General features: G+C 68.6%; 22 protein-coding genes and 1 riboswitch. Of the genes, 16 read left to right on the forward strand and 6 right to left on the reverse strand.

Annotated elements, in window-relative coordinates; all coding sequences use genetic code 11:
* The first annotated feature begins 2 nt into the window (after positions 1 to 2).
* Genes GH266_RS18360 through GH266_RS18375 form a run of 4 tightly spaced genes read left to right on the forward strand, consistent with a single transcriptional unit; the run spans position 3 to position 2,599 of the window.
* Entirely contained in the window at positions 3 to 863 is an 861-nt protein-coding gene (locus GH266_RS18360; protein ID WP_158195111.1) for a cytochrome c oxidase subunit 3, read from the forward strand.
* Positions 864 to 879: 16 nt separating this feature from the next.
* Positions 880 to 1,404 carry a L,D-transpeptidase family protein gene (locus GH266_RS18365; protein ID WP_158195112.1) on the forward strand — a complete coding sequence of 175 codons (525 nt, stop codon included), beginning with the start codon at positions 880 to 882 and terminating at the stop codon, positions 1,402 to 1,404.
* A gap of 42 nt (positions 1,405 to 1,446) precedes the next feature.
* Positions 1,447 to 1,836: a DUF983 domain-containing protein gene (locus GH266_RS18370; protein WP_158195113.1), complete on the forward strand. Its 390-nt coding sequence runs from the start codon at positions 1,447 to 1,449 to the stop codon at positions 1,834 to 1,836.
* Positions 1,826 to 2,599: an SURF1 family protein gene (locus GH266_RS18375; protein ID WP_158195114.1), complete on the forward strand. Its 774-nt coding sequence runs from the start codon at positions 1,826 to 1,828 to the stop codon at positions 2,597 to 2,599. The genes GH266_RS18370 and GH266_RS18375 overlap by 11 nt, the downstream gene beginning before the upstream one ends.
* A 648-nt stretch (positions 2,600 to 3,247) precedes the next feature.
* On the opposite strand, the gene GH266_RS18380 is transcribed toward GH266_RS18375, so the two are convergent.
* Both GH266_RS18380 and GH266_RS18385 read right to left on the reverse strand, forming a co-directional pair.
* Positions 3,248 to 3,733 (reverse strand): peroxiredoxin, encoded by a 486-nt coding sequence (locus GH266_RS18380; RefSeq protein ID WP_158195115.1) that lies wholly within the window; start codon positions 3,731 to 3,733, stop codon positions 3,248 to 3,250.
* 121 nt (positions 3,734 to 3,854) lie between these two features.
* The gene (locus GH266_RS18385; protein ID WP_158195116.1) at positions 3,855 to 4,811 is read right to left on the reverse strand and encodes a protein-disulfide reductase DsbD domain-containing protein; all 957 of its coding nucleotides are present in this window, start codon (positions 4,809 to 4,811) and stop codon (positions 3,855 to 3,857) included.
* A gap of 198 nt (positions 4,812 to 5,009) precedes the next feature.
* Here GH266_RS18385 and GH266_RS18390 point away from each other — a divergent pair, with 198 nt between their 5' ends.
* The 5 genes from GH266_RS18390 to GH266_RS18410 all read left to right on the forward strand — a co-directional run bounded on the left by GH266_RS18390 (position 5,010) and on the right by GH266_RS18410 (position 12,333).
* Positions 5,010 to 5,609, forward strand: a complete 600-nt coding sequence (locus tag GH266_RS18390; protein WP_158195117.1) for a YqgE/AlgH family protein — start codon at positions 5,010 to 5,012, stop codon at positions 5,607 to 5,609.
* 354 nt (positions 5,610 to 5,963) lie between these two features.
* On the forward strand, positions 5,964 to 7,373 hold the full coding sequence (gene thrC / locus GH266_RS18395) for a threonine synthase (RefSeq protein WP_199270369.1): 1,410 nt from the start codon (positions 5,964 to 5,966) through the stop codon (positions 7,371 to 7,373).
* A complete protein-coding gene (locus tag GH266_RS18400; protein WP_158195119.1) occupies positions 7,373 to 8,671 on the forward strand; it encodes a M16 family metallopeptidase in 1,299 nt (432 codons plus the stop codon). Before thrC ends, GH266_RS18400 begins: the two co-directional genes overlap by 1 nt.
* 19 nt (positions 8,672 to 8,690) lie before the next feature.
* On the forward strand, positions 8,691 to 9,395 hold the full coding sequence (locus GH266_RS18405) for a GNAT family N-acetyltransferase (RefSeq protein WP_158195120.1): 705 nt from the start codon (positions 8,691 to 8,693) through the stop codon (positions 9,393 to 9,395).
* 64 nt (positions 9,396 to 9,459) lie between these two features.
* Positions 9,460 to 12,333 carry an EAL domain-containing protein gene (locus tag GH266_RS18410; protein ID WP_158195121.1) on the forward strand — a complete coding sequence of 958 codons (2,874 nt, stop codon included), beginning with the start codon at positions 9,460 to 9,462 and terminating at the stop codon, positions 12,331 to 12,333.
* A gap of 193 nt (positions 12,334 to 12,526) precedes the next feature.
* Here the strand turns inward: GH266_RS18410 and rnhA are convergent, their stop codons facing one another.
* The 3 genes from rnhA to ispH are packed head-to-tail and all read right to left on the reverse strand — an operon-like array spanning position 12,527 to position 14,971.
* The gene (rnhA, locus tag GH266_RS18415; protein ID WP_158195122.1) at positions 12,527 to 12,985 is read right to left on the reverse strand and encodes a ribonuclease HI; all 459 of its coding nucleotides are present in this window, start codon (positions 12,983 to 12,985) and stop codon (positions 12,527 to 12,529) included.
* Positions 12,982 to 13,947, reverse strand: coding sequence for a homoserine kinase (thrB, locus tag GH266_RS18420; protein ID WP_158195123.1), 966 nt, complete (start codon positions 13,945 to 13,947; stop codon positions 12,982 to 12,984). Before thrB ends, rnhA begins: the two co-directional genes overlap by 4 nt.
* A 40-nt stretch (positions 13,948 to 13,987) precedes the next feature.
* Positions 13,988 to 14,971 (reverse strand): 4-hydroxy-3-methylbut-2-enyl diphosphate reductase, encoded by a 984-nt coding sequence (gene ispH / locus GH266_RS18425; RefSeq protein WP_158195124.1) that lies wholly within the window; start codon positions 14,969 to 14,971, stop codon positions 13,988 to 13,990.
* A gap of 215 nt (positions 14,972 to 15,186) precedes the next feature.
* Between ispH and GH266_RS18430 the strand changes: the two genes are divergently transcribed.
* From GH266_RS18430 to GH266_RS18460, 7 genes are all read left to right on the forward strand, one after another.
* The gene (locus GH266_RS18430) at positions 15,187 to 15,786 is read left to right on the forward strand and encodes a hypothetical protein (RefSeq protein WP_158195125.1); all 600 of its coding nucleotides are present in this window, start codon (positions 15,187 to 15,189) and stop codon (positions 15,784 to 15,786) included.
* A gap of 118 nt (positions 15,787 to 15,904) precedes the next feature.
* Positions 15,905 to 15,997, forward strand: a riboswitch (glycine riboswitch).
* A gap of 194 nt (positions 15,998 to 16,191) precedes the next feature.
* Entirely contained in the window at positions 16,192 to 17,355 is a 1,164-nt protein-coding gene (gcvT, locus tag GH266_RS18435; protein ID WP_158195126.1) for a glycine cleavage system aminomethyltransferase GcvT, read from the forward strand.
* A 66-nt stretch (positions 17,356 to 17,421) separates the two neighbouring features.
* A complete protein-coding gene (gene gcvH / locus GH266_RS18440; protein WP_158195127.1) occupies positions 17,422 to 17,793 on the forward strand; it encodes a glycine cleavage system protein GcvH in 372 nt (123 codons plus the stop codon).
* Positions 17,794 to 17,796: 3 nt separating this feature from the next.
* A complete protein-coding gene (locus GH266_RS18445) occupies positions 17,797 to 18,294 on the forward strand; it encodes an OsmC family protein (RefSeq protein WP_158195128.1) in 498 nt (165 codons plus the stop codon).
* Between the two features lies 1 nt (position 18,295).
* Positions 18,296 to 19,642 (forward strand): aminomethyl-transferring glycine dehydrogenase subunit GcvPA, encoded by a 1,347-nt coding sequence (gene gcvPA / locus GH266_RS18450; RefSeq protein WP_158195129.1) that lies wholly within the window; start codon positions 18,296 to 18,298, stop codon positions 19,640 to 19,642.
* Positions 19,639 to 21,231: an aminomethyl-transferring glycine dehydrogenase subunit GcvPB gene (gene gcvPB / locus GH266_RS18455; RefSeq protein ID WP_158195130.1), complete on the forward strand. Its 1,593-nt coding sequence runs from the start codon at positions 19,639 to 19,641 to the stop codon at positions 21,229 to 21,231. Before gcvPA ends, gcvPB begins: the two co-directional genes overlap by 4 nt.
* Before the next feature lie 452 nt (positions 21,232 to 21,683).
* Positions 21,684 to 22,262 carry a hemerythrin domain-containing protein gene (locus GH266_RS18460; RefSeq protein ID WP_158195131.1) on the forward strand — a complete coding sequence of 193 codons (579 nt, stop codon included), beginning with the start codon at positions 21,684 to 21,686 and terminating at the stop codon, positions 22,260 to 22,262.
* 109 nt (positions 22,263 to 22,371) lie between these two features.
* Here GH266_RS18460 and GH266_RS18465 read toward each other — a convergent pair whose 3' ends face one another.
* Entirely contained in the window at positions 22,372 to 23,529 is a 1,158-nt protein-coding gene (locus GH266_RS18465) for a site-specific DNA-methyltransferase (RefSeq protein ID WP_158195132.1), read from the reverse strand.
* Positions 23,530 to 23,577: the final 48 nt, after the last annotated feature.

Consider the following 23,577-nt stretch of genomic DNA (forward strand, 5'->3'; position numbering starts at 1 on the left):
CCATGGCGCATGCCAAGAACCACGACTACCACATCGTAGATCCGAGCCCGTGGCCGTTCCTCGGCGGCGTCGGCGCCTTCATCATGGCGCTCGGCGCGGTCGGCCTGTTCCGCTACACCCAGGGCAACGAGTTCCTGCTGTTCGGCGTCGACCTCGCCGGCTGGGGCATCTTCGCCGTCGGCCTGCTGGTCGTGCTCTACGTGATGTTCGGCTGGTGGCGCGACACCGTTCGCGAATCGCTGGCCGGCGACCACACCCCGGTGGTGCAGCTGCACCTGCGCTACGGCATGCTGCTGTTCATCGCCTCCGAGGTGATGTTCTTCGTGGCCTGGTTCTGGGCGTTCTTCGACGCCTCGCTGTTCTCCGGCGAAACCATCCAGTACTCCCGTTTCGAGGTGACCGGCGGCGTGTGGCCGCCGGTGGGCATCGAGACCTTCGATCCCTGGCACCTGCCGCTGCTCAACACCCTGATCCTGCTGACCTCGGGCACCACGGTCACCTGGGCGCACCATGCCGTCGTCCACAACGACCGCGAGGGCCTGAAGTGGGGCCTGACGCTGACGGTGCTGCTCGGCGTGCTGTTCTCCATCGTCCAGGCCTACGAGTACAGCCATGCGGCCTTCGGCTTCTCCGGCTCGATCTATGGCGCGACCTTCTACATGGCGACCGGCTTCCACGGCTTCCATGTCATCGTCGGTACCATCTTCCTGTTGGTCTGCCTGATCCGCGCCTCGATGGGCCAGTTCACCCCGCAGAAGCATTTCGGCTTCGAGGCGGCGGCCTGGTACTGGCACTTCGTCGACGTGGTGTGGCTGTTCCTGTTCGTCTCGATCTATGTCTGGGCGGCCGGTCCGGGCCACTGACGCCAAGGCGAGCCCCATGCGTTCCCGTCTGCTGAAGACGGCACTCATCCTGTCCGCGGCGGCGCCTGCCGCCGCGGACTTTGCGTTTGGTGAGACCCCTGTCGCGCCAGCGGCGCAGGTCGGCACGGTTCTGGTCGAGAAGGCGGACCGCCGGCTGCAGCTGCTGGATGCGGACGGCGCGGTGCTGAAGAGCTATACGATCTCGCTCGGCGGCGACCCGCTCGGCCACAAGCAGCGCGAGGGCGATGGCCGCACCCCGGAAGGGCGCTACACCATCGACTGGCGCAACCCGCAAAGCGCCTATCACCTGTCGCTGCACATCTCCTATCCGGACGAGACCGACACGCGGCGCGCCGCGGAGCGCGGCGAGGTCCCGGGCGGGATGATCATGATCCACGGCATGCGCAACGGGCTGGGCTGGCTTGGCTCCCTGCATCAATATGCCGACTGGACCGACGGCTGCATTGCCGTCACCAATGCGGAAATGGAAGAGATCTGGCAGCTCGTTCCCAACGGCACGCTGATCGAGATCCGTCCCTGACCCGTCCCGGGCGGGGAAAACTGCGCCGGGAGCGCGACGCCGATGACTGACCCGACTGTCGACCGCGCGCATTATCCGCCGCAGGACGCGCTGCGAACCGGCCTTGCCGGACGCTGCCCGCGCTGCGGCCAGGGCCGCCTGTTCAAGGGCTACCTGGCGACGCGCCCGTCCTGCTCCAATTGCGGGCTCGACTTCGACTTCGCCGACAGCGGCGACGGGCCGGCGGTGTTCATCATCATGTTCGTCGGCTTCGTCGTTGTCGGCCTGGCGCTGGCCGTCGAGGTGTCGCTGCGCCCGCCGATCTGGCTGCACATGATGCTGTGGCTGCCGCTCACCCTCATTCTCGGCCTGGGGCTGCTGCGCCCGCTGAAAGGCCTGATGATCGCCCAGCAGTACAAGCACAGCGCGCAGGAGGGCCGGGTTGACGAGTAACGCCGCATATCGGCCCTCACGCCGCCGCCTGCTGCTGCCGGGCCTCGTCGCCTTCGTCGTGTTCTGCGCGCTGATGGCGCTCGGCACCTGGCAGGTCATGCGCCTGCAATGGAAGCTCGCCCTGATCGAGCGGGTCGAGGAGCGCATCGACCTTGCCCCCGTCGATCCGCCCGGCCCGGACGCGTGGGCCGGGATCGACGAGGACGCCTGGGACTACCGGCCCGTGCGCCTGACGGGCAAGTTCCTGGACGGCGAGGTCTATTATTATCTGGCGCTCACCGAACCGCGCGGGACCTTCGGCGGGCCCGGCTACCTGGTCTATGCGCCGTTCCGCACCGATGCCGGCCCCGTGGTGATGGTCAATCGCGGCTTCGTGCCGGAGGCCCGCCGCCTGCCCGAGACGCGGCCGGGCAGCGAGCCGCCGGCAGGAGAGGTGGAGATCGCCGGTCTGTGGCGGCGCGACGAGCGCGGCAACATGTTCACGCTCGATGCCGACCCGAAGACGCAGGTCTGGTTCGTGCGCGAGGCGCCGAAGATGGCCGCCTCGCTCGGGATCGACGATGCGCCGCTCGCTCCCTTCAGCGTCGACCTGAGGGCCGAGGCGACGCCGCCCGGCGGCTTGCCGCAGGCGGGCGAGACGCTCGTCTCCTTCCGCAACAACCACCTGCAATACGCGGTCACCTGGTACGGGCTCGGCCTGGTGCTGATCGGCGTGTTCATCGCCTTCGCCCGCAGCGAGACCCGCCGCCCGTCCGGGGAGTAGGCGCGCGTTGCGCCGGCGCGCGCATTCTCGCGGGCGCTGTGCACCCCCCTCTGTCGGCTGCGCCGACATCTCCCCCTCAAGGGGGGAGAAGGGAGCGTGGGCTCGGTCCGCATACCCTCGCCACCGCTCTGGCAGCCAATAGGCCCCGGATCTCGCGATGCTCGTCCGGGGTGACGGCAGAGGGGAGGCGAGGCTTTGCCAACCTCGCCAGCTGTTGTTGCAGCCGTGCCTCCCTCTTCGAGGTCTTCCCGGACGAGGCCGCAAGGCCGACGATCCGGGATCCATTGGCAACCCCGGCAGGCGTGAGACGCGAGCGCATGGCCATCTCCACGGCTGTCACGCCTGCGCAGGCAGGCGTCCAGTATCCGCCTGGGCGGATGGTGGCGCACAGGCGTCTGCCGGCCATCGCGAAGGCCGCTTGCGCCACCGCCGAGGCCTCACTCGTACCGCACAGGGTTACTGGATCCCGGTCTTCGGCTATGCCGAAACCGGGATGACATCCTGCGGGTGGGGCCGCGCGAGGTTTCCGATCAGGGCGGAGATCTGGCCTGCACCATAAGAAAAGCCGGGCCGCGAGGCAGCCCGGCTCGGAAGCACCGGCAAACGGCAGGCCCGGCCGGAGCGCGAGGCCCCGGCCGAAAGTTCTGATCAGAGCGCGGCGAGGATGCCGGCGGCGCCCGAGACCTCGGCCTTGCCCGGCGTTTCCTCGATGTTGAGGGCCGTGACCTTGCCGTCCTTGACGATCATCGCATAACGCTTGGAGCGGATGCCGAGGCCGGCGCCCGAAGCATCGAGCTCGAGGCCGATGGCCTTGGCGAAGTCGGCGCTGCCGTCGGCGAGGAAGGTGATCTTGTCCGAGGCGCCGGAGGCCTTGGCCCAGGCGTTCATCACGAACACGTCGTTGACCGACACGACCGCGATCTCGTCGACGCCCTTGGACAGGATCGTGTCCGCATGCTCGACGAAGCCCGGCAGGTGGTTGTTGTGGCAGGTCGGGGTGAAGGCGCCGGGAACCGCGAAGAGCACCACGGTGCGGCCGCCGAAGAGATCGGAACTGCTGCGCTCGGCCGGGCCGTCGGCGGTCATGATCTTGAACTTGGTCTCGGGCAGGGTGTCGCCAACCTTGATCGTCATGTTCGGAAGTCTCCTCAAGAGGGTGATCGGAAAGCTGTCGCGATGCGGCGCCGCGCCGCACCGGGTCCGCCCCAGACATAGGGTGTTCCGTCGCGCCCGTCGAGCCGGTCGCCGAGGGTTTTCAGTTGGCGGCAGGCGGCAGCGCGGTGCGGTGCTCCACGGCCGCAGCGCCTTCCACCAGCGTCAGCGTGAGGAGGCGGGCACCGTCCGCGCCGCCGGCAAGGCCGCGCGCGGGCAGGGCGAAGCGGGCGGTGGTGCCGTCCCGCTCCATGAGGGTCGGCACGCCGTTGTAGGAGCCCTCCGCTCCTTCGGCGAAGAGGTCGACGGGGTCGGTGGAGGAGGCGAGCTCCGCGGTGATGACGAGGGTCTCCTCCGGCTCCTTGCCCTCGGCCGGGGAGAGGTCCTTTCGCTCGATGCCGGCAATGCGCGGCGGCGCCTCGCCCTGCGGCTGCGGCAGGGCGGCCCTTGCGGCGGAAATCTCCAGCTGCGCGGCAAAGTCCGGTCCGCCTTCGGCCAGCGGCAGTTCCAGATGCGCCTCGCCCGGCATGCAGATCTCCCGGCAGATGCCGAAGCTCACATGCGCGCGAAGCACGGGCGCGGTCTCGCCCGGCGCCGGCTCCAGGTCGATCGGCAGCACGATGCGGTCGTGATAGATGATGGAGGTGGAATAGGGGTCGGAATAGCGCTCGGGCACGGGAAAGCGCAGCCGCGCCGAGGCGATGCCGGAAGAGGCGCCGAAATCGGCGGCGGTCGGAATGCCGGCCTCGCCCGGAAAGCGCCAATAGGTGTGCCAGCCGTCCTCCAGGCGGATCTCCAGAGCGGCGTCCCGGCTGATCGATCCCTCGCCAGAGTCGGCGGAGTTGGGACCAGTGGAGACGAGCCGCACGCTGGCCGCGCCGACGGTCACCCACGGGCTTTCGCCGGCCTGCGCGCGGCTGGCAGCAAGGGCGGCGGGGCCGGCCGTCAGCGCCAGCGCGGCAAGAAGCGCGAGGGCGCGGGGCCTTGCGAAAAAGCGGCATGCGAAAAAGGGGCTGTGCTGCATGGCAATCCGGGCGAACGGCTCCATCTTGTCGGTCAAGCGGCTGGCAGTGTTGGCGCAAATCGGCTTGCGGGTCCACAGGCGAAGCGCCACATCTGCGTGATCGGAAGTGAGGCGCGGTTAACATGCGGCAGGGCCCGGCGTAAGATGGGACCCTGCCGGCGAGCCGCTTCGCCACGACCGAGAGGCGAAACGGGCAGGCTGAACGGGCCGGGTGCAGGACAGGAACGACAAGCCATGAAAAGCGACGATCTCGATCGAACGTCCCTTGCAGGGCAGCTGCTGATCGCCATGCCGCAGATGGCGGACGAGCGGTTCGCGCATTCCGTGATCTATCTGTGCGCCCATTCGGCGGAAGGGGCGATGGGCATCATCGTCAACCAGCGGGCGCCGAGCCTGAGCTTTCCCGAGCTGCTGCGCCAGCTCGACATCATTCCCGACGACGAGAGCATCCGCCTGCCGGCCCCGGCCAACCGCATGCAGGTGCATCGCGGCGGGCCGGTGGAGACCGGGCGCGGCTTCGTGCTGCATTCGCACGACTTCGTCATCGCCAATTCGACCATGCCGGTGCAGGACGGCATCTGCCTGACGGCGACGCTCGACATCCTGCGCGCCATCGCCGAAGGGCGCGGGCCGACGCAGGCGATGCTGGCGCTGGGATATGCCGGCTGGGGCGCCGGCCAGCTGGAAGCCGAGATCCAGGAAAACGGCTGGATCACCGGCCCGGCCGACGAGGCGATCGTCTTCGACGCCGCGCTCGACAGCAAGTGGGACCGGGCGCTCGCCAAGATCGGCATCGCGCCGGGGATGCTGTCCAGCGAAGCCGGCCACGCCTGAGCGAAACCCGCTTCCGGCGGCCGCGAGCGGGTTTGTGATAGCCGCCCTTGTTACCCGGCACGCGCATTCCTGCTGGCAAACCATCCGGCTTGCCCGGACCGGAGCCGAGGGATAGGGTGCGCCTGAGAAACGGGTTGAGCAGTGACCGGCAGTGCCCATGGGCACCTGGCCGGACGCGGCGGGGCTGCCGGGGCAGGCAGGCCGCCGGGCTTTGCAAGGCACACCGGACCGCAGACCGGGATGCGACCGACGCCGGGACGCCATCGACGGGGACCTGACCCGCCGGGCGGATCGGCGCGGCGGGAGCATCCGATCCCGGTTCGAAAGAGAGACTTTCTGGAGGATATCGCCGCCGTGAAATATGTCAGTACCAGGGGCGAGGCGCCGGTTCTCGGGTTTTCCGACGTTCTTCTGACCGGACTTGCCGCGGATGGCGGTCTCTACGTTCCCCAGACCTGGCCGGAATTGTCGCGCGAGACCATCGCCGGGTTCGCCGGGCGTCCCTATGCGGAAGTCGCGCAGGCGGTGATCGAGCCCTTCGTCGGCGACGACATCTCCCGCGAGGATCTCGCCGAGATGATCGGCGAGGCCTATGGGCAATTTCGCCATCCGGCGGTGACGCCGCTCGTCCAGGTCGCGCCGAACCGCTTCGTGCTGGAGCTGTTCCACGGTCCGACGCTCGCCTTCAAGGACGTGGCGATGCAGCTGCTCGGCCGGCTGATGGACCATGTGCTGACCGCCCGCGGCCAGCGCGCCACCATCGTCGGCGCCACCTCGGGCGACACGGGCGGTGCGGCCATCGAGGCCTTCCGCGGCCGCGAGCGCACCGACATCTTCGTGCTGTTCCCGGACGGGCGCGTCTCCGACGTGCAGCGCCGGCAGATGACGACGCCGACCGAGGCCAACGTGCACTCGCTGGCGCTTTCCGGCACGTTCGACGACTGCCAGACGATCCTCAAGGGCATGTTCACCCATGCCGCCTTCCGCGACCGGGTCCAGCTGGCCGGCGTCAACTCGATCAACTGGGCGCGCATCGTCGCGCAGGTGGTCTATTATTTCGTGGCCGGTGCCGCTCTCGGCGCGCCGCATCGCCCGGTGTCCTTCACCGTGCCGACCGGCAATTTCGGCGATATCCTCGCCGGCTATGTGGCGGCCAGGATGGGCCTTCCCATCGAGCGGCTGGTGATCGCCACCAACGCCAACGACATCCTCGCCCGCACGCTGGAAAGCGGCGCCTACGAGACCCGCGGCGTGGTGCCGACGATCTCGCCGTCGATGGACATCCAGATCTCGTCCAACTTCGAGCGGCTGCTGTTCGAGGTGCACGGGCGCGACGGCGCCGAGATCCGCTCGCTGATGGCGCGGCTTTCGCAGTCCGGCCGCTTCGAGCTGGCGGCCGGCCCGCTGGCGGCGATTCGCGAAGGCTTCGATGCCGGGCGCTGCAACGAGGCGGAGACGGCGGCGACCATCGAGCGGACCCTGCGCGAGACCGGCTACCTGCTCGACCCGCACACGGCCATCGGCCTGCATGTCGCCGAGCAGCAGCCGGAAAGCGACGCGCCGATGGTGGTGCTGGCGACGGCGCATCCGGCAAAATTCCCCGATGCGGTGGAGAAGGCCTGCGGCGTGCGCCCGGCCCTGCCGCCGGAACTGGAGCCGATGATGAGCGCTCCGGAACGCTTCACCAAGGTGGCGGCCGAACGCGGCGAGGTCGAACGTCACATCCTCGATGTTGCCCGCGCCGCCACGATGGAGGTGTCCTGATGCAGGTGCGGGTGACGAGGCTGGCCAACGGCCTGAGGGTCGTGACCGACACCATGCCGCATCTGCGCACCGCCGCGCTCGGCGTGTGGGTGGGGGCGGGCTCCCGCTCCGAGACGCCGGACCAGAACGGCATCACCCACCTTCTGGAGCACATGGCCTTCAAGGGCACGGCCACCCGCACGGCGCGCGAGATCGCCGAGGAGATCGAGGCGGTGGGCGGTGAGCTGAACGCCTCCACCAGCGTCGAGCACACCAACTACTATGCGCGCGTCCTGGCAGAGGACGTGCCGCTGGCGGTCGAGCTGATCGCCGACATCCTGCAGAATTCCAGCTTCGATGCGGAGGAGCTGGCGCGCGAGAAGCACGTGATCCTGCAGGAGATCGGCGCCGCGCACGACACGCCCGACGACAAGGTGTTCGACCAGTTCCAGGAAACGGCCTGGGCGCAGCAGGCGATCGGCCGGCCGATCCTGGGCACCCGCGAGACGGTGATGTCCTTCACGCCGGAGGACCTGCGTGCCTATCTGTCCGAGCATTACCGGGCCGAGAACATGGTGCTGGCGGCTGCCGGCGCGGTCGATCACGACGCGGTGGTGAAGCTTGCCGAAGAGCATCTGGGCGGCCTGTCGGGCAAGCCGAGCATCGAGCCGGTTTCCGCCCGCTACACCGGCGGCAGCACGCTGCTGGAGCGCGAGCTGATGGAGGTCCAGCTGGTGCTGGGCTTCGAGGGCGTGCCCTACCGTGCGCCCGACTATTACTCGGTGCAGGTGCTGGCCTCGGTGATGGGCGGGGGCATGTCCTCGCGCCTGTTCCAGGAAATCCGCGAGACGCGCGGCCTGTGCTACGCGATCTACTCGTTCCACTGGGCGTTCCAGGACACGGGCCTGTTCGGCGTCCATGCGGCGACCGGCGAGGAGGACATTGCCGAGCTCTTCCCCGTGCTGGTCGACGAACTCGGCCGAGCCTCGAAGGAGATCGTGCAGGCGGATCTCGACCGGGCCAAGGCGCAGATCCGCGCCGGGCTGATGATGTCGCTGGAAAGCCCGGCCGCCCGCGCGGGCCAGATCGCCCGCCAGCTGATGATCCATGGCGAGGTGCTGTCGCCGGAGGAGATCCAGAGCCGCGTCGACGCGGTGACGCTGGAGACCGTGCGTTCAGCCGCTGCCAAGGTGTTCGCCGGGGCGCCGACGCTCTCCGTCGTCGGGCCGAAGGCGGCAAGCCTGCCGCTGCCGCTGGATGCGGATGCGGTGGCCGAGCGGCTGGGCACTGCGGCGCCGGCACGCGCCGTCGGCGCCTGACACCCGCACGGAGGCGGCAATGTCCTTGTTCCGGGCCTTCTCCGGCTCCGAGCCGGTCCGGACCCTGATCGCGGGGGAGGGGGAGAACGCCCTGATGCTGCGCCAGCCGCAGCCGCAGGACCACGGCGAGTGGGCAGCGCTGCGCGAGGAAAGCCGCCCCTTCCTGCAGCCCTGGGAGCCGCTCTGGGCGGCGGACGAGCTGTCCCGCGCCTCCTATCGCCGGCGGCTGCGCCGCTATGCGCGCGAGATGCGCGAGGACCGGGCCTATCCGTTCTTCCTGTTCCGCCTCGCCGACGGGGTGCTGGTGGGCGGGGCAACGCTGTCCAACATCCGCCGCGGCGTCGCGCAGGCCGCCTCGCTCGGCTACTGGATGGGCGCGCCGCATGCCGGGCGCGGCCATATGGGCCGGGCGGTGCAGGCGCTGCTGGGCTTTGCCTTTTCCGAACTGTCGCTGCACCGGGTCGAGGCGGCCTGCCTGCCGCACAATGTCGCCTCGCGCCGGCTCCTTGAAAAAGTCGGCTTTTGCCGCGAGGGCTACGCCCGCCGCTACCTGCGCATCGCCGGGGAGTGGCAGGACCACCTGCTGTTCGCCCGCCTGGCCAGCGATACCGCCGCGCCCGAGGGTCTTGCCACCATTTCCGCCGCGAGCGTCGCCGTCTGGCAGGCGCAGGTCCCGGCGGACCCCGGCACGGACGCCGGCGCCGGAGAGAAAGAAATCTTGTGAGATGGGTTTGATGCCGATAAGTCTCCGGCACCTCGTGATGCGCGACGTGAAACGGACGAACCGCTTGCCCCTTATCAGGCTCCTTGTGCTCGCGCTGGCGGCGTGGCTGATCGCTCAGGCTCCGGCTGCGGCCGTCGAGGCCGTCGAGGTCCGTTCCTCCACCGATGCGCTCGACCTGACCGGCGCCGTCGACCTCTATCCCAACGAGGGCGCCAGCCTGCAGGTCTCCACCGCGCCCGGCGCCGACGGCATCGTCCGCCGCATCGAGGTGAACTCGCGAGACGACGCCAACACCAGCTGGGCCGTCTTCGCCCTGTCCAATCCCGGCGACGAGCAGATCGACCGGCTGATCGTCGCCCCGTTCTTCCAGCTCGTCGGCTCGCGGCTGATCTGGCCGGACCTCGGCGCCTCGCGCATCGCCTCGATCACCCCGAGCCAGGGCATCGCCCCCGAGCGCCAGTCGAGCCAGGAGGCGGACGTCTTCCTGATCACGCTCGATCCCGGCGCGGTGGTCACCTATGTGGTGGAGATGCGCACGCCGGGCCTGCCGCAGCTGCGTCTGTGGGAGCCGAACGTCTACAAGGACACGGTCAACGCCTACACGCTGTATCGCGGCATCATCCTCGGCATTTCCGGCCTCCTGGCCCTGTTCCTGACCATCCTCTTCGTGGTCAAGGGCACGATCATGTTCCCGGCGACGGCGGTTCTGGCCTGGTCGGTGCTGGCCTATCTGACCATCGATTTCGGGTTCTGGAACAAGGTCCTGCAGATCACGCCGGGCGAGGAACAGCTCTACCGCGCCTGCGCCGAGGTGGCGCTGGCGGCGAGCCTGATCATCTTCCTCTACGCCTATCTCAACCTCAACCGCTGGCACATCCGCTACAGCCACCTGGCGCTCGGCACGCTTATCCTGGTGCTCGGCCTGCTCGGCATCGCGGTCTGGGACCCTTCCGTCGCCGCCGGCATCGCCCGCGTCTCGCTCGGCATCATCGGCGTGCTGGGCTTTGCGGTGATCGCGGCGCTGGCGCTGCAGGGCTACGACCGGGCGATCATGCTGGTGCCGACCTGGGTGCTGCTGCTGTCCTGGCTGGTGGGCGCGGGGATGACCGTGACCGGGTCGCTGGCCAACGACATCGTCCAGCCGGCGCTGGCCGGCGGGCTGGTGCTGATCGTGCTGCTGATCGGCTTCACGGTGATGCAGCACGCCTTTGCGGGCGGCGCCATCGCGCAAGGGCTGATCTCCGACGTGGAGCGGCGGGCGCTGGCGCTGACCGGCTCCGGCGACATCATCTGGGACTGGGATGTCGACCGCGACCGCATCTCCACCGGCAACGAGGTGGAGGACCTGCTCGGCCTCAAGCAGGGCCTGCTGGAAGGACCGGCGCGCGACTGGCTCGACGTATTGCACCCGCAGGACCGCGACACGTTCCGCTCGACGCTCGACGCGGTGATCGACCAGCGCCGCGGGCGCATCTCGCAGGCCTTCCGCCTGCGCGCCGACGACGGCCATTTCCGCTGGTTCCGCCTGCGCGCGCGGCCCATCGTCGGCTCCGACGGCGAGGTGATCCGCTGCGTCGGCACGCTGCTCGACATCACCGACCAGAAGGTGACCGAGGAGCGGCTGCTGCACGATGCGGTGCATGACAACCTGACCGGCCTGCCCAACCGCGAATTGTTCATGGACCGGCTGCAGGCGGCCATCGCCCGCTCGCGCGCGGAAAAGCTCGGCCGTCCTTCCGTGCTGATCATCGATCTCGACCGGTTCAAGCAGGTCAACGATTCCATCGGCCTGTCGGCCGGCGACAGCATCCTGCTGACCATCGCCCGGCGGGTGTCGCGCCAGCTCAAGCCGCAGGATTCGCTCTCGCGCCTTTCCGGCGACACCTATGCGCTGCTGCTCCTGTCCGAACAGTCGGCCGACCGCATCGCCGCCTTTGCCGATGCGGTGCGCCGCGCGGTGCGCTCGCCCATCACCTTCGGCGAGCGGGAAGTGTTCCTGACCTCCTCCGTCGGCATCGCCATCTACGAGACCGAAGGGTCCTCGGCGGCCGAGCTGATGCGCGAGGCGGACATGGCGATGAACCATGCCAAGCGGCTGGGCGGCGACCGGGTTGAGGTGTTCCGCCCGACGCTGCAGACCGGTACGCGCAGCCGTGCCGAGCTGGAGGGCGACCTGCGCAAGGCGCTGAAGACCGACGGCATCACCGTGTTCTACCAGCCCATCGTGCGCCTGGTGGACCGCTCCATCGCCGGCTTCGAGGTGCTGGCCCGCTGGAACCACCCGACGCGCGGGGCGATCTCGCCGGCCGAGTTCATCCCCATCGCCGAGCAGTCGGGCATCATCAACGAGCTGGGCCTGTTCGTGCTCGACAAGGGCGCGCGCCAGCTCGCCGACTGGCAGCAGAGCTTCCGCCTGCCGGTGCCGCTGTTCGCCAGCGTCAACATCTCCTCGCTGCAGCTGCTGCGCCACGACCTGATCAACGACGTGAAGTCGGTGCTGTCGCGCTCCTCCATCGCGCCGGGAACGCTCAAGCTGGAGCTGACGGAATCGGTGGTGATGGCCAATCCGGAATATTCGGCGCGGATGCTGGAGCGGCTGCGCGCCCTCGGCGCCGGCCTGTCGCTGGACGATTTCGGCACCGGCTATTCCAGCCTCAGCTACCTGCAGCGCTTCCGCTTCGACACGATCAAGGTCGACCAGTCCTTCGTGCGCCCGAACGGCCGCAGCGCCCGCCCCGTGATCCTGCGCTCGATCATCGCGCTCGGCCACGACCTCGGCATGCAGGTGGTGGCGGAAGGGGCGGAGAGCGAATCGGATTCGCTGGAGCTGCACCAGCTCGGCTGCGAATACGCGCAAGGCTTCCTGTTCGGCCAGCCGATGGAAGCCGCGCAGGCGACAAAGCTCTTGCAGGCCGAGATGGACGCCCTGCGGGCGTAAAATTCACCTCAGGCGGCCGTTTGGCGTCGTTTTCTGCGCTTCCGGTGCTCACGTACCTGAATGTACGCTCCGCTCCGGTTCTCGAAAACAACACCATCCGGCACGCCGGAGCGAATTTCCGACCGGGATCCGGCTCGTGATCCGGCCCGGGACCCGGCAATGTGTCCGTCGAGCGTAGGTGCCCCCCGCGCGGCTACCTTTTCTTGAACGGTGCCATGCCCTTGCGGGCCAGTTCGTCGGCGCGCTCGTTGTCGTCGTGCCCGGCATGGCCCTTGACCCAGTGCCAGGTGACGTCGTGGCGGCCGCGCGCCGCATCCAGCGCCTGCCACAGCTCGGCATTCTTCACAGGCTTCTTGTCGGCCGTGCGCCAGGCGTTGCGCTTCCAGTTGTAGAGCCACTTGGTGATGCCGTCGCGCACATAGGTGCTGTCGGTGTGCAGCTCGACCTTGCACGAGCGCTTGAGCGCGTTCAGCGCCTCGATGGCAGCCGTCAGCTCCATGCGGTTGTTGGTGGTCTGCGCCTCGCCGCCGCACAATTCGCGCTCATGCGCGCCGGAGCGCAGGATCGCGCCCCAGCCGCCCGGCCCCGGATTGCCCGAGCACGCCCCATCCGTGTGGATGACGACGTGCGCCTGCTCGACCGTCTCGCTCATGGGGCAAGCCCGTAGTCGGAGGCGGTGGAAACGCCCTGGTGGAAGCGCAGCTTGCGCAGGTATTCGCGCGGGTCCTTCGGGGTGACCAGCGCGCCGGGCGGCACCCGCAGCCAGTCGTGCAGGCGCGTCAGCAGGAAGCGCAGGGCCGAGCCGCGCGCCAGGAGCGGCAGGGCGGCGAATTCCGCATCCGTGAAGTCGCGCACCTGGCGATAGCCGTTGAGCAGTGCCCGCGCCTTGGTGACGTTGAACGAGAGGTCCGGCTCGAAGCACCAGGCGTTGAGGCAGATCGCCACGTCATAGGCGAAGGCATCGTTGCAGGCGAAATAGAAGTCGATCAGCCCGGACAGGCGCTCGCCGATGAAGAAGACGTTGTCGGGGAACAGATCCGCATGGATGACGCCGGAGGGAAGGCCGGTCGGCCAGCGGCTCTCCAGATGGTCGAGCTCGGCGGTCAGCTCGGCGCCGAGGCCCGGAACGACCGTGTCGGCCTGGTCGAGCGAGGCACCCAGCAGCGGGCGCCAGCTGTCGACCGACAGGGTGTTGGGGCGCTGTCCGGTGAAGTCGGCGCCGGCGAGATGGAAGCGGGCGAGCGCCTCTCCGAGTTCGGCGCAATGCTCGCGCCTGGGCCGGCGCACCCACATGCCGTCGAGGAACGAGATGATGGCGGCCGGGCGGCCGGCGAGCTCGCCCAGCATCGCGCCGGAGCGCGCGGCGACCGGCTGCGGGCAGGAAATGCCGCGCGCCGCCAGATGGCGCATCAGCTCCAGGAAGAACGGCAGGTCGGCCGGGTTCACCCGCTTCTCGTAGAGCGTCAGGATGAAATAGCCGCTCGTCGTGTGCAGCAGGAAGTTCGAGTTCTCGACGCCTTCGGCGATGCCCTTCAGGGCCAGCGTGTCGCCGATATCGTAAAGGGCGACGAAGGCCGCAAGGTCCTCGTCCGAGACGTCAGTGTAGACAGCCATGGGGTCGGGTTCGTTTTCCGGGCGTGAGAAGGGGTCAGGGCTACTCGGCCGCCTCGCGCAGGGCGCGCGGCAGGTTGAAGGAAATCGTCTCCTCGGCCGTGCGCACGCTGTCGACGGTGACCTCGTAGCGCTCGGCAAAGGCGGCGATGATCTCCTCCACCAAGACCTCGGGCGCGGAGGCGCCGGCGGTGATGCCGAGGCTCGTCAGCGGCGGAAGCGTGTCCCAGGGGATGTCCGCGGCGCGCTGGACGAGCAGGGCGACCGGGCAGCCGGCGCGCTCGGCGACCTCGCGTAGGCGCTGCGAGTTCGACGAGTTCGGCGCGCCGACGACGATCAGCGCCTCGACGTCCGGGGCAACGGCCTTCACCGCTTCCTGGCGGTTGGTGGTGGCGTAGCAGATGTCGTCCTTGTGCGGGGCGACGATGTCGGGGAAGCGGGTGGTCAGCACCTCGACGATCTGGGCGGTGTCGTCCACCGACAGCGTGGTCTGGGTGATCCAGGCGAGCGGACGGTCGCCGGCCGGCTCGAAGCGCCTTGCATCCTCCGCCGTCTCGACGAGACGCACGGCGCCCTCCGGCAACTGGCCCATCGTGCCGATGACTTCCGGATGGCCGGCATGGCCGATCAGCACGATCTCGCGGCCGCGGCGGAAGTGGATCTCCGCTTCCTTGTGGACCTTGGAGACCAGCGGGCAGGTGGCGTCGAGATAGAACATGTTGCGCGCGCGCGCGTCCTCGGGCACCGACTTCGGCACGCCATGCGCGGAAAACACCACCGGCCGGTCGTGATCGCCGTCCGGGATCTCGTCCAGCTCCTCGACGAAGACGGCGCCCTTGGCCTTCAGGCTCTCGACGACGAACTTGTTGTGCACGATCTCGTGGCGCACATAGACCGGCGCGCCGAAGCGCTCCAGCGCCAGCTCGACGATCTGCACGGCACGGTCGACACCGGCGCAAAAGCCCCGCGGGGCGCAGAGCAGCACCTTGAGCGGCGGGCGGTTTCCGGCGGAAGGGTCTGAAGCCAAGAGGGCCTCCTTGCAGTCGGCGTCGGCGGGGAGCCGCGACGCACGGGCTTTGCTGGCAATAGAGGTATGGGGGCAGGGCGTGTCAAGGGTAGGGAGCCAAGTCGTGAGGCGGGAAAGCGCCGTGCGCCCGCAGCCGCTCGCCAAGCGCCGGTCCGCCTGATATAGACGTTGCCCTGAACGAGTATGCGTCCTTGAGCAGAATTGGGAAGATTGGCATGCAGCACGCCGACTGGATCCGTCGCACGGGCCCGCTCGCCACGCTCGCACTCGGCCTTGCCGTTGCGGCCTGCGGTACGGATATCGCCGGGGTCAGCAACGATGTGGCCAAGACGGTGATCTCCGGCAATGCCGCCGACAAGTCGGTGGTGGAGAACATCAACCCCGAGACCTTCCGCCAGGAGGTGCCCTGTCCGCCGCTGGGCGTGGAGCCGGACCGCTACCTGCTGATGACCTACGAGCGGGGCAAGCAGGACGACCCGCAGGCGCTGCGCTACCAGGCGAACATCGAGAAGTGGGCGCGCAAGTGCAAGCGCGGCGCGGATGGCGGCGTGGTGATGACAGTCGGCGTCTCCGGGCGCGTGACACCGGGTCCGGCCTGGCCGGGCGGCGAGATCCTGCTGCCGCTGCGCGTATCGGTCACCGATACCGACGCCGAAAAGGCCAAGCCGCAGGTTCGCCAGCTTTCCGTGCCCGTGACGCTGGGCGCGGGCGCGCCGGCCGAACAGTGGGCGCTGGTGGAAGATGTCGCTCTTCCCCAGGGCGGTTCGTCCAAGGTGCAGATTGCGCTGGACGAGACGGGAAAACGTCGGCAATAGGAAGGGCATGTTGACAGTGCGACAGGCGCTGTCGACAATGCGACACGAATGACAGGCGGCGTGGACGTTGTGCGCCGCCGGCAGGAACCTGAAGACGCATGTCTTCGCGATCCTGCTTCAAGGACTTGCGGGAGAGATCGGCATCACGGGTGCCGGCGCCGAAGGAGCAACCGCCCCGGAAACTCTCAGGCAAAAGGACCGCAGGTCGAGCAACGCTCTGGAAAGAAGTCCGGACCGCCCTTCGGGTCGGGGTCGGGCTCACCGAAGGAGTAACCGCCTCACATACGGGCGCCGGTCACGGACCGGAGGCCGGGCGGGAAATCTCTCAGGTCGTCAGGACAGAGGGGGTGCGTGGATACGAAACCGTGTTCGCGTCACCAGACCCTCTAGCGCCAGGACGACCACATGGCCGATCACGCCGACGGACCTCTGCTTTCGACGCCCCTGCTTTCCACGCCCCTGACGGACCTGCACCGCGAGCTCGGTGCGCGTCTCGTGCCGTTCGCCGGCTACGAGATGCCGGTCCAGTATCCCGCCGGCATCATCGCCGAGCACAGCCATACCCGCGAGAAGGCCGGTCTCTTCGACGTGTCGCATATGGGCCAGGCCTGGCTGGTCGGCCCGGACCACGAGACGACGGCCCGCGCGCTCGAGGCGATGGTCCCCTCCGACGTCGCCGTGCTGAAGCCCGGCCGCCAGCGCTACACCGTGCTTTTGAACGCCGAGGGCGGCATCGTCGACGACCTGATGGTCGCGCGGCCGCAAGGGCCGGAAAACGAGGGCCGGCTGTTCCTGGTCGTCAACGCCTCGCGCAAGGCGGTCGACTACGCGCTGATCGCGGCGAACCTTCCCGATAACGTGAGGCTGGAGGTCATCGAGGACCGCGCGCTGATCGCGCTGCAGGGCCCGATGGCGGCCGAGGTGATGGCCGCCCATGCGCCGGCTGCCGCGGACATGGCCTTCATGGGCGTTGCGCAGATGGAGTTCGACGGCATCGCCGTCTACGTCTCGCGCTCCGGCTATACCGGCGAGGACGGCTACGAGATCTCCGTGCCGGCGGGCGCTGCCGAGCCGCTGGCCCGCGCCCTGCTCGCCGACGAGCGCGTCGCCCCCATCGGCCTCGGTGCGCGCGATTCGCTGCGCCTCGAAGCCGGGCTCTGCCTCTACGGCCACGACCTCGACGAGACCACTTCGCCGGTCGAGGGCGCGATCACCTTCGTGCTGCAGAAGCGCCGCAAGGAAGAGGCCAACTTTCCGGGCGCCGCCCGCATCCTCTCGGAACTGGCGGATGGACCTTCGCGCGTGCGTGTCGGCCTGACGCTGGCCGGCCGTGCCCCGGCCCGCGAGGGCGCGGAAATCCGCGCGGCCGATGGCAGCGTCATCGGCGTTCTCACCTCGGGCGGCTTCGCGCCGACGCTGGGTGCCCCCATCGCCATGGGCTATGTCGACCCGGCCCATGCGGGTGTCGGCACGCCGGTGAAGCTGGTGGTGCGCGGCCGCGAGCTCGAGGCGAGCATCGCCGACATGCCGTTCGTTCCTCAGCGCTACCATCGCAAGCCGTCCGCCTGACGGCCCCTTTGCCTATCGTTCCAGACAACCTGAAGCGGCCTGAAGGCCTTCCGGAGGACAAGTGAAATGAGCACCCGCTACACCGAAGACCACGAGTGGATCACCGTCGAGGGCGACGTCGCCACGGTCGGCATCACCACCTATGCCCAGGAGCAGCTGGGCGATGTCGTGTTCGTCGAACTGCCCGAGGTCGGCCGCAAGGTCTCCAAGGGCGACGAGGCGGCGGTCGTGGAAAGCGTCAAGGCGGCGTCCGAGGTCTATGCCCCGCTCGACGGCGAGATCGTCGAGGCCAACGGCGTGCTGGCCGACGAGCCGGGCAAGGTGAACGAGGACCCGGAAGGGGCGGCGTGGTTCGTCAAGATCCGCCTGGCCGACACCTCGCAGTTCGACGAGCTGATGGACGAGGCCGCCTACAAGGCCTTTGTCGAGGGGCTCTGATCCATGGCACGGCACCTCTACCGGGCCGATGTGAGCTGGCGGCGGCAGGGCGACTTCGCCGCCAATGCCTACAGCCGCGGCCATGATTGGTCCTTCGACGGAGGCATCACCGTGCCGGCCTCGGCCTCGCCGAGCGTCGTGCCGCTGCCCAACTCCGTCGAGGCGGCCGTCGACCCGGAAGAGGCCTTCGTGGCGGCGATCTCCAGCTGCCACATGCTGTGGTTCCTCGATCTTGCCCGCCGCGACGGGCTGATCGTCGAGAGCTACCGCGACGCGGCCGAGGGCACCATGGAGCGGGTCGCGCCCGGCAAGATGGCCGTGACCCGCGTTACGCTGCGCCCGCAGATCGTGCTGGCCGGCGACACGCTGCCCGATCGGGACCGGATCGACGCCCTGCATCACCAGGCCCACGAGGCCTGCTTCATCGCCAATTCCGTCAAGAGCGAGATCGTGGTCGAGGCCTTGCCCGCCACGCTTGCCGACAACCGCCAAGGAGCGTGACATGCGCTATCTGCCGCTGTCCGATACCGACCGTGCCGACATGCTGGCGCGCGTCGGCATCTCGGACATCGACGAGATCTTCGTCGACATCCCGAAAAGCGCCCGCATCGACGGGCTGCTGGACCTGCCGCGCCGCCAGAGCGAGTTCGCCGTCGAGCGCGACCTGACGCGCATGGCGGGCAAGAACGTCGCCGCCTCCTCGGTGCCGTTCTTCGTCGGCGCCGGCGCCTACAAGCATCATGTGCCGGCCAGCGTCGACCACCTGATCCAGCGCTCCGAGTTCCTCACCTCCTACACGCCGTACCAGCCGGAGGTGACGCAGGGCACGCTGCAATATCTCTTCGAGTTCCAGACCCAGGTGGCCGCGCTCACCGGCATGGAGGTCGCCAACGCCTCCATGTATGACGGCTCGACCGGCACGGCCGAAGCCGTGCTGATGGCGCACCGGGTGACCCGCCGCAACAAGGCGGTGCTGTCCGGCGGCCTGCACCCGCACTACCGGCAGGTGGTCGAAGGCCTGAGCGCGATGGCCGGCGACCGGGTCGAGGCGCTGCCGGCCGACCCCGCAGGCACCGAGGACATTCTCGCTGCCATCGACGACGAGACCTCCTGCGTGGTGGTGCAGTCGCCGTCCTTCTACGGTCAGCTGATCGACCTGAAGCCGATCGCGGAGAAGGCGCATGCCCATGGCGCGCTGCTGATCGCCGTCTTCACCGAGGTGGTGTCGCTGGGCCTGATCGAGGCGCCGGGCGAGCAGGGCGCCGACATCGTCGTCGGCGAGGGCCAGTCCATCGGCAACGGCCTCAACTTCGGCGGTCCTTATGTCGGCCTCTTCGCGACGCGGCAGAAGTTCATCCGCCAGATGCCGGGCCGCCTGTGCGGCGAGACGGTCGATGCCAACGGCAAGCGCGGCTTCGTGCTGACGCTCTCGACCCGCGAGCAGCACATCCGCCGCGACAAGGCGACGTCGAACATCTGCACCAATTCGGGCCTGTGCTGTCTGGCCTTCACCATCCACATGACGCTGCTCGGCGGCAACGGCCTCGCCAAGCTTGCCCGCATCAACCACGCCAACGCGGTGAAGCTGAAGGGCGCGCTGGAAGGCGTTGCCGGCGTGAAGGTGCTCAACGACGCCTTCTTCAACGAGTTCACCGTCAAGCTGCCGAAGCCGGCGGCCGAGGTGGTCGAGGCGCTGGCCGAAAAGGGCGTGCTCGGCGGCGTGCCGGTGTCGCGGCTCGAGCCGGGCAAGGCCGACCTCTCCGACCTGCTGCTCGTGGCATCGAGCGAAGTCAATTCCGATGAGGACCGCGCGGCCTTCGTCGCGGCACTGAAGGAGGTGCTGGCATGAGCATGAACACTCAGGGACGTCCGTCCGCGCCTAGCGAGACGGCGATCACCAGCGAGCGTGCGACCTTCACCGGCAACAAGGCGCTGGCCATGGAAGAGCCGTTGCTCTTCGAGATCGGCCGCATGGATGTGTGCGGCGTCGACCTCGACGAGGCGGACGATTTTACGCCGGCGCTGGGCAGCCACGCCCGCAAGGCGGTGCCGGACCTGCCGGCGCTGACCGAGCCGGAGACCATGCGCCACTATGTGCGCCTGTCCTCGAAGAACTACGCCATCGATGCGGGGCTCTACCCGCTCGGCTCCTGCACGATGAAGCACAATCCGCGCCTCAACGAGAAGATGGCGCGCCTGCCGGGCTTCGGCGACGTGCATCCGCTGCAGCCGCTGTCGACGGTGACCGGCGCGGTCGAGCTGATCAGCGAGCTGGCGCACTGGCTGGTCACCATGACCGGCATGAGCGCGGTGGCGATGAGCCCGAAGGCCGGCGCCCATGGCGAATTGTGCGGCATGATGGCGATCAAGGCCGCGCACCAGGCGGCCGGGCGCGACCCGAAGATCGTCCTGGTGCCGGAATCGGCCCATGGCACCAACCCGGCAACGGCAGCGCTCCTCGGCTACAAGGTGGTCTCCATCGAGGCGCGCGAGGACGGCACGGTCGATCCGGCGGCGGTCAAGGCGCGCATCAAGGAGCATGAAGGCGACATCGCCGGCATCATGCTGACCAACCCCAACACCTGCGGCCTGTTCGAGCGCGACATCATCGCCATCGCCGAGGCGATCCATGCGGCGGACGGCTATTTCTACTGCGACGGCGCCAACTTCAACGCCATCGTCGGCAAGGCCCGTCCGGGCGATCTCGGCGTCGACGCCATGCACATCAACCTGCACAAGACCTTCTCCACCCCGCATGGCGGCGGCGGTCCGGGTGCAGGTCCCGTGGTGCTGTCGGAGCGCCTGGCGCCGTTCGCCCCGCTGCCCTTCCTGCGCAAGGTCGAGGGCGGGACGCAGTGGGTGGAAACGGATGCGGAGCTCAAGGACGGCGAGCAGCCCTTCGGCCGCATGACCGCCTTCCACGGCCAGATGGGCATGTATGTGCGTGCGCTCGCCTACATGAAGAGCCACGGCGCCGACGGGTTGAAGCAGGCGTCCGAGGACGCGGTGCTCAACGCCAACTATGTGCGCGTCGGGTTGCAGGACCTGATGAGCCTGCCCTTCGGCCAGCGCTGGTGCATGCACGAGGTGCTGTTCGACGACAGTTTCCTCAAGGACACCGGCGTCACCACGCTCGACTTCGCCAAGGCGATGATCGACGAGGGCTACCACCCGATGACCATGTATTTCCCGCTGGTCGTCCACGGCGCGATGCTGATCGAGCCGACGGAATCGGAAAGCCGTTCCTCGCTCGACCTGTTTATCGCCACCATGCGCGACCTCGTCCTGAGCGCGCAGAAGGGCGAGACGGACCGCTTCAAGGGCGCACCGTTCCACGCCCCGCGCGGCCGTCTCGACGAGACGCGGGCGGCGCGCAACCCGGTGCTCAAGTGGGAGCGCCCGGCAGCCCAGGCGGTGCAGCCGCAGGCCGCGGAGTAAAGCCGGGGATTTGCGCCGGCTGAACGATACGAACGCCCGGCCCCGTGCCGGGCGTTTTCGTTTTTTTGGGGGGAGCGCAGCTTCAGCTCACCCCCCTCTGTCGGCTGCGCCGACATCTCCCCCTCAAGGGGGGAGAAGGGTGTGTGGGGCACGGCAAGCGTGTCATCGCGGATGCCTCTGCCTTCGTCATTCCGGGCAAGCGCAGCGCGACCCGGAACCGGAGAGGCACGGCGTTCGCCTCATTTGCTCGAGCGTTGCCGCAACGCCCTCGGCTCTCCGGTCCCGGCTCGGCGCTCACGCGCCGTCCGGGAGGACGCCGGGAGAGGGCGGCGCGTGCGGATCGCAGGGAGGGACATCGCCGCCCAATCCGGCGTTGCCGCATTGACCTTGCGCCCCATCTTGCCGCATGAGGCGGGGCGGAGAACATCAGGAAAAACGTCAGGAGCGGCGGTGTGACAGACGATCTCGACAGGCGGCAGGGGCTTTCCGAGGAATTGCTGTTCCTGCTGCGCCGCCATCCGCGCGAGGGCTGGGGCGAGAATGCGGATCTCGGCGATCTCGCCCGGTTCTGGCTGACCCGCCATGACGGGTTCCGCCAGCTCGGCGGGGCGCTGACCGATGCGCTGACGCGGTTTCGCGAGGGGGAGGTCGAGGCGATGCAGTTCGGCGGCTTCTTCGCGCCGCGCCTGCAGCACTTCCTGACCGAGTTGCACCATCACCACATGATCGAGGACCAGCATTATTTCCCGGTCTTCGCGGCGGCCGAGACGCGTCTGGCGCGCGGCTTCGACATCCTGGAAAACGATCACGAGCTGATCCACGAGCGCATCGGCCGGGTGATCGCCAGCGCCAACGGCCTGCTGGGCCTGCTGGAGGGCGGCGACAGCGACCGCATCCGCCGGGCGGCGGACACCTATGCCGCCGACAGCGACTTGCTTGTGAACGGCTTGTTGCGGCATCTCGACGACGAGGAAGACCTGATCGTGCCGCTGATGATCGAGCGCGGCGAGGGGCCTCTCGGCGTCTCCTGAAGACGGGTGCCGAACGCGGAACCGCCCCCGCCGGAGTGTCCGGTCGGAGGCGGCCCTTCGCGCGGGGAAGCGCTTCTCAGGAACGGGTGGACGCCGGGCGCAGGCTGCGTCAGGCGGCCTTGTTGCCGCGCAGCGTCTCGCGCAGCGCGTCGATGGGCTTCAGCTTGCCGGCATCCTCGTAGTGCCAGTAGGTCCAGCCGTTGCACGCTTCCAGGCCCTGCACCAGGGCGCCGACCTTGTGGATCGAGCCGCTATGGTCGCCGCTGGCGAGCGAGCCGTCGGCGCGCACGGTGGCGCGCTTGCGGCCCTTGGCGCAGGTGAGCTCCGCACCCGGCGCCAGCAGGCCGGCCTCCAGCAGGTTGCCGAAGGGAATGCGCGGGGCGGCACGCTTGCCCTGGCTGATCGCCAGCGCTCCGTCTTCCGCCGGCGTGACCGCGGCGATGCGGGCATTGGCGGCGTCGATATAGTCCTGCTCGCGCTCGATGCCGACGAAATGCCGCCCGAGCCGCTTGGCGACCGCACCGGTGGTGCCGGTGCCGAAGAAGGGATCGAGCACCACGTCGCCCGGATTGCTGGAAGCCAGCAGCACCCGGTAGAGCAGGCTTTCCGGCTTCTGGGTCGGATGCACCTTCTGCCCCGCCGTGTCCTTCAGCCGCTCGCCGCCCGTGCAGATCGGCAGGTTCCAGTCGGAGCGCATCTGCAGGTCGTCGTTGAACGTCTTCAGGGCTTCGTAGTTGAAGGTGTATTTCGCGTCCTTCGACTTCGACGCCCAGATCATCGTCTCGTGGGCATTGGTGAAGCGCTTGCCGCGGAAGTTCGGCATCGGATTCGACTTCAGCCACACGACATCGTTGAGGATCCAGAAGCCGAGATCCTGCAGGATCGTGCCGACCCGGAAGATGTTGTGATAGGAGCCGATGACCCACAGGCCGCCATCCGGCTTCAGCACGCGGCGCACGGCCATCAGCCAGGCGCGGGTGAAGGCGTCGTAAGCCTCGAAACTGTCGAACTGGTCCCAGTGGTCGTCGCAGGCATCGACCCGCGACTGGTCCGGGCGATGCAAGTCACCGCCCAGCTGGAGATTGTAGGGGGGGTCGGCGAAGACGAGGTCCACCGACGCCCGCGGCAGTCGCTCGAGAGCGGCCACGCAATCGCCCTTGATGATCGTATCCAGCCAGTCGGCACCGGGGGCGGTGCTGGCGGCGGTCGAACGGGCTCGGAAGGAGTGGGGTGCCACGCTGGGCACCCCGATACGCTGTACACTCATTGCGACGCAGAACCTCACGCAATTACGAGCATCATGGTTACCGGGCTT

The sequence above is a fragment of the Stappia indica genome (genome assembly GCF_009789575.1).
GTDB lineage: Bacteria > Pseudomonadota > Alphaproteobacteria > Rhizobiales > Stappiaceae > Stappia > Stappia indica_A.

What these genes read in the sequence shown, in the direction of transcription:
- GH266_RS18360 (WP_158195111.1), top strand. Translation starts at nt 3, where the DNA reads ATGGCGCATGCCAAGAACCACGACTACCACATCGTAGATCCGAGCCCG.
- GH266_RS18365 (WP_158195112.1), top strand. Translation starts at nt 880, where the DNA reads ATGCGTTCCCGTCTGCTGAAGACGGCACTCATCCTGTCCGCGGCGGCG.
- GH266_RS18370 (WP_158195113.1), top strand. Translation starts at nt 1,447, where the DNA reads ATGACTGACCCGACTGTCGACCGCGCGCATTATCCGCCGCAGGACGCG.
- GH266_RS18380 (WP_158195115.1), bottom strand. Translation starts at nt 3,733, where the DNA reads ATGACGATCAAGGTTGGCGACACCCTGCCCGAGACCAAGTTCAAGATC.
- GH266_RS18390 (WP_158195117.1), top strand. Translation starts at nt 5,010, where the DNA reads ATGAAAAGCGACGATCTCGATCGAACGTCCCTTGCAGGGCAGCTGCTG.
- GH266_RS18400 (WP_158195119.1), top strand. Translation starts at nt 7,373, where the DNA reads ATGCAGGTGCGGGTGACGAGGCTGGCCAACGGCCTGAGGGTCGTGACC.
- GH266_RS18405 (WP_158195120.1), top strand. Translation starts at nt 8,691, where the DNA reads ATGTCCTTGTTCCGGGCCTTCTCCGGCTCCGAGCCGGTCCGGACCCTG.
- rnhA (WP_158195122.1), bottom strand. Translation starts at nt 12,985, where the DNA reads ATGAGCGAGACGGTCGAGCAGGCGCACGTCGTCATCCACACGGATGGG.
- thrB (WP_158195123.1), bottom strand. Translation starts at nt 13,947, where the DNA reads ATGGCTGTCTACACTGACGTCTCGGACGAGGACCTTGCGGCCTTCGTC.
- GH266_RS18430 (WP_158195125.1), top strand. Translation starts at nt 15,187, where the DNA reads ATGCAGCACGCCGACTGGATCCGTCGCACGGGCCCGCTCGCCACGCTC.
- gcvT (WP_158195126.1), top strand. Translation starts at nt 16,192, where the DNA reads ATGGCCGATCACGCCGACGGACCTCTGCTTTCGACGCCCCTGCTTTCC.
- gcvH (WP_158195127.1), top strand. Translation starts at nt 17,422, where the DNA reads ATGAGCACCCGCTACACCGAAGACCACGAGTGGATCACCGTCGAGGGC.
- GH266_RS18445 (WP_158195128.1), top strand. Translation starts at nt 17,797, where the DNA reads ATGGCACGGCACCTCTACCGGGCCGATGTGAGCTGGCGGCGGCAGGGC.
- gcvPA (WP_158195129.1), top strand. Translation starts at nt 18,296, where the DNA reads ATGCGCTATCTGCCGCTGTCCGATACCGACCGTGCCGACATGCTGGCG.
- gcvPB (WP_158195130.1), top strand. Translation starts at nt 19,639, where the DNA reads ATGAGCATGAACACTCAGGGACGTCCGTCCGCGCCTAGCGAGACGGCG.
- GH266_RS18465 (WP_158195132.1), bottom strand. Translation starts at nt 23,529, where the DNA reads ATGAGTGTACAGCGTATCGGGGTGCCCAGCGTGGCACCCCACTCCTTC.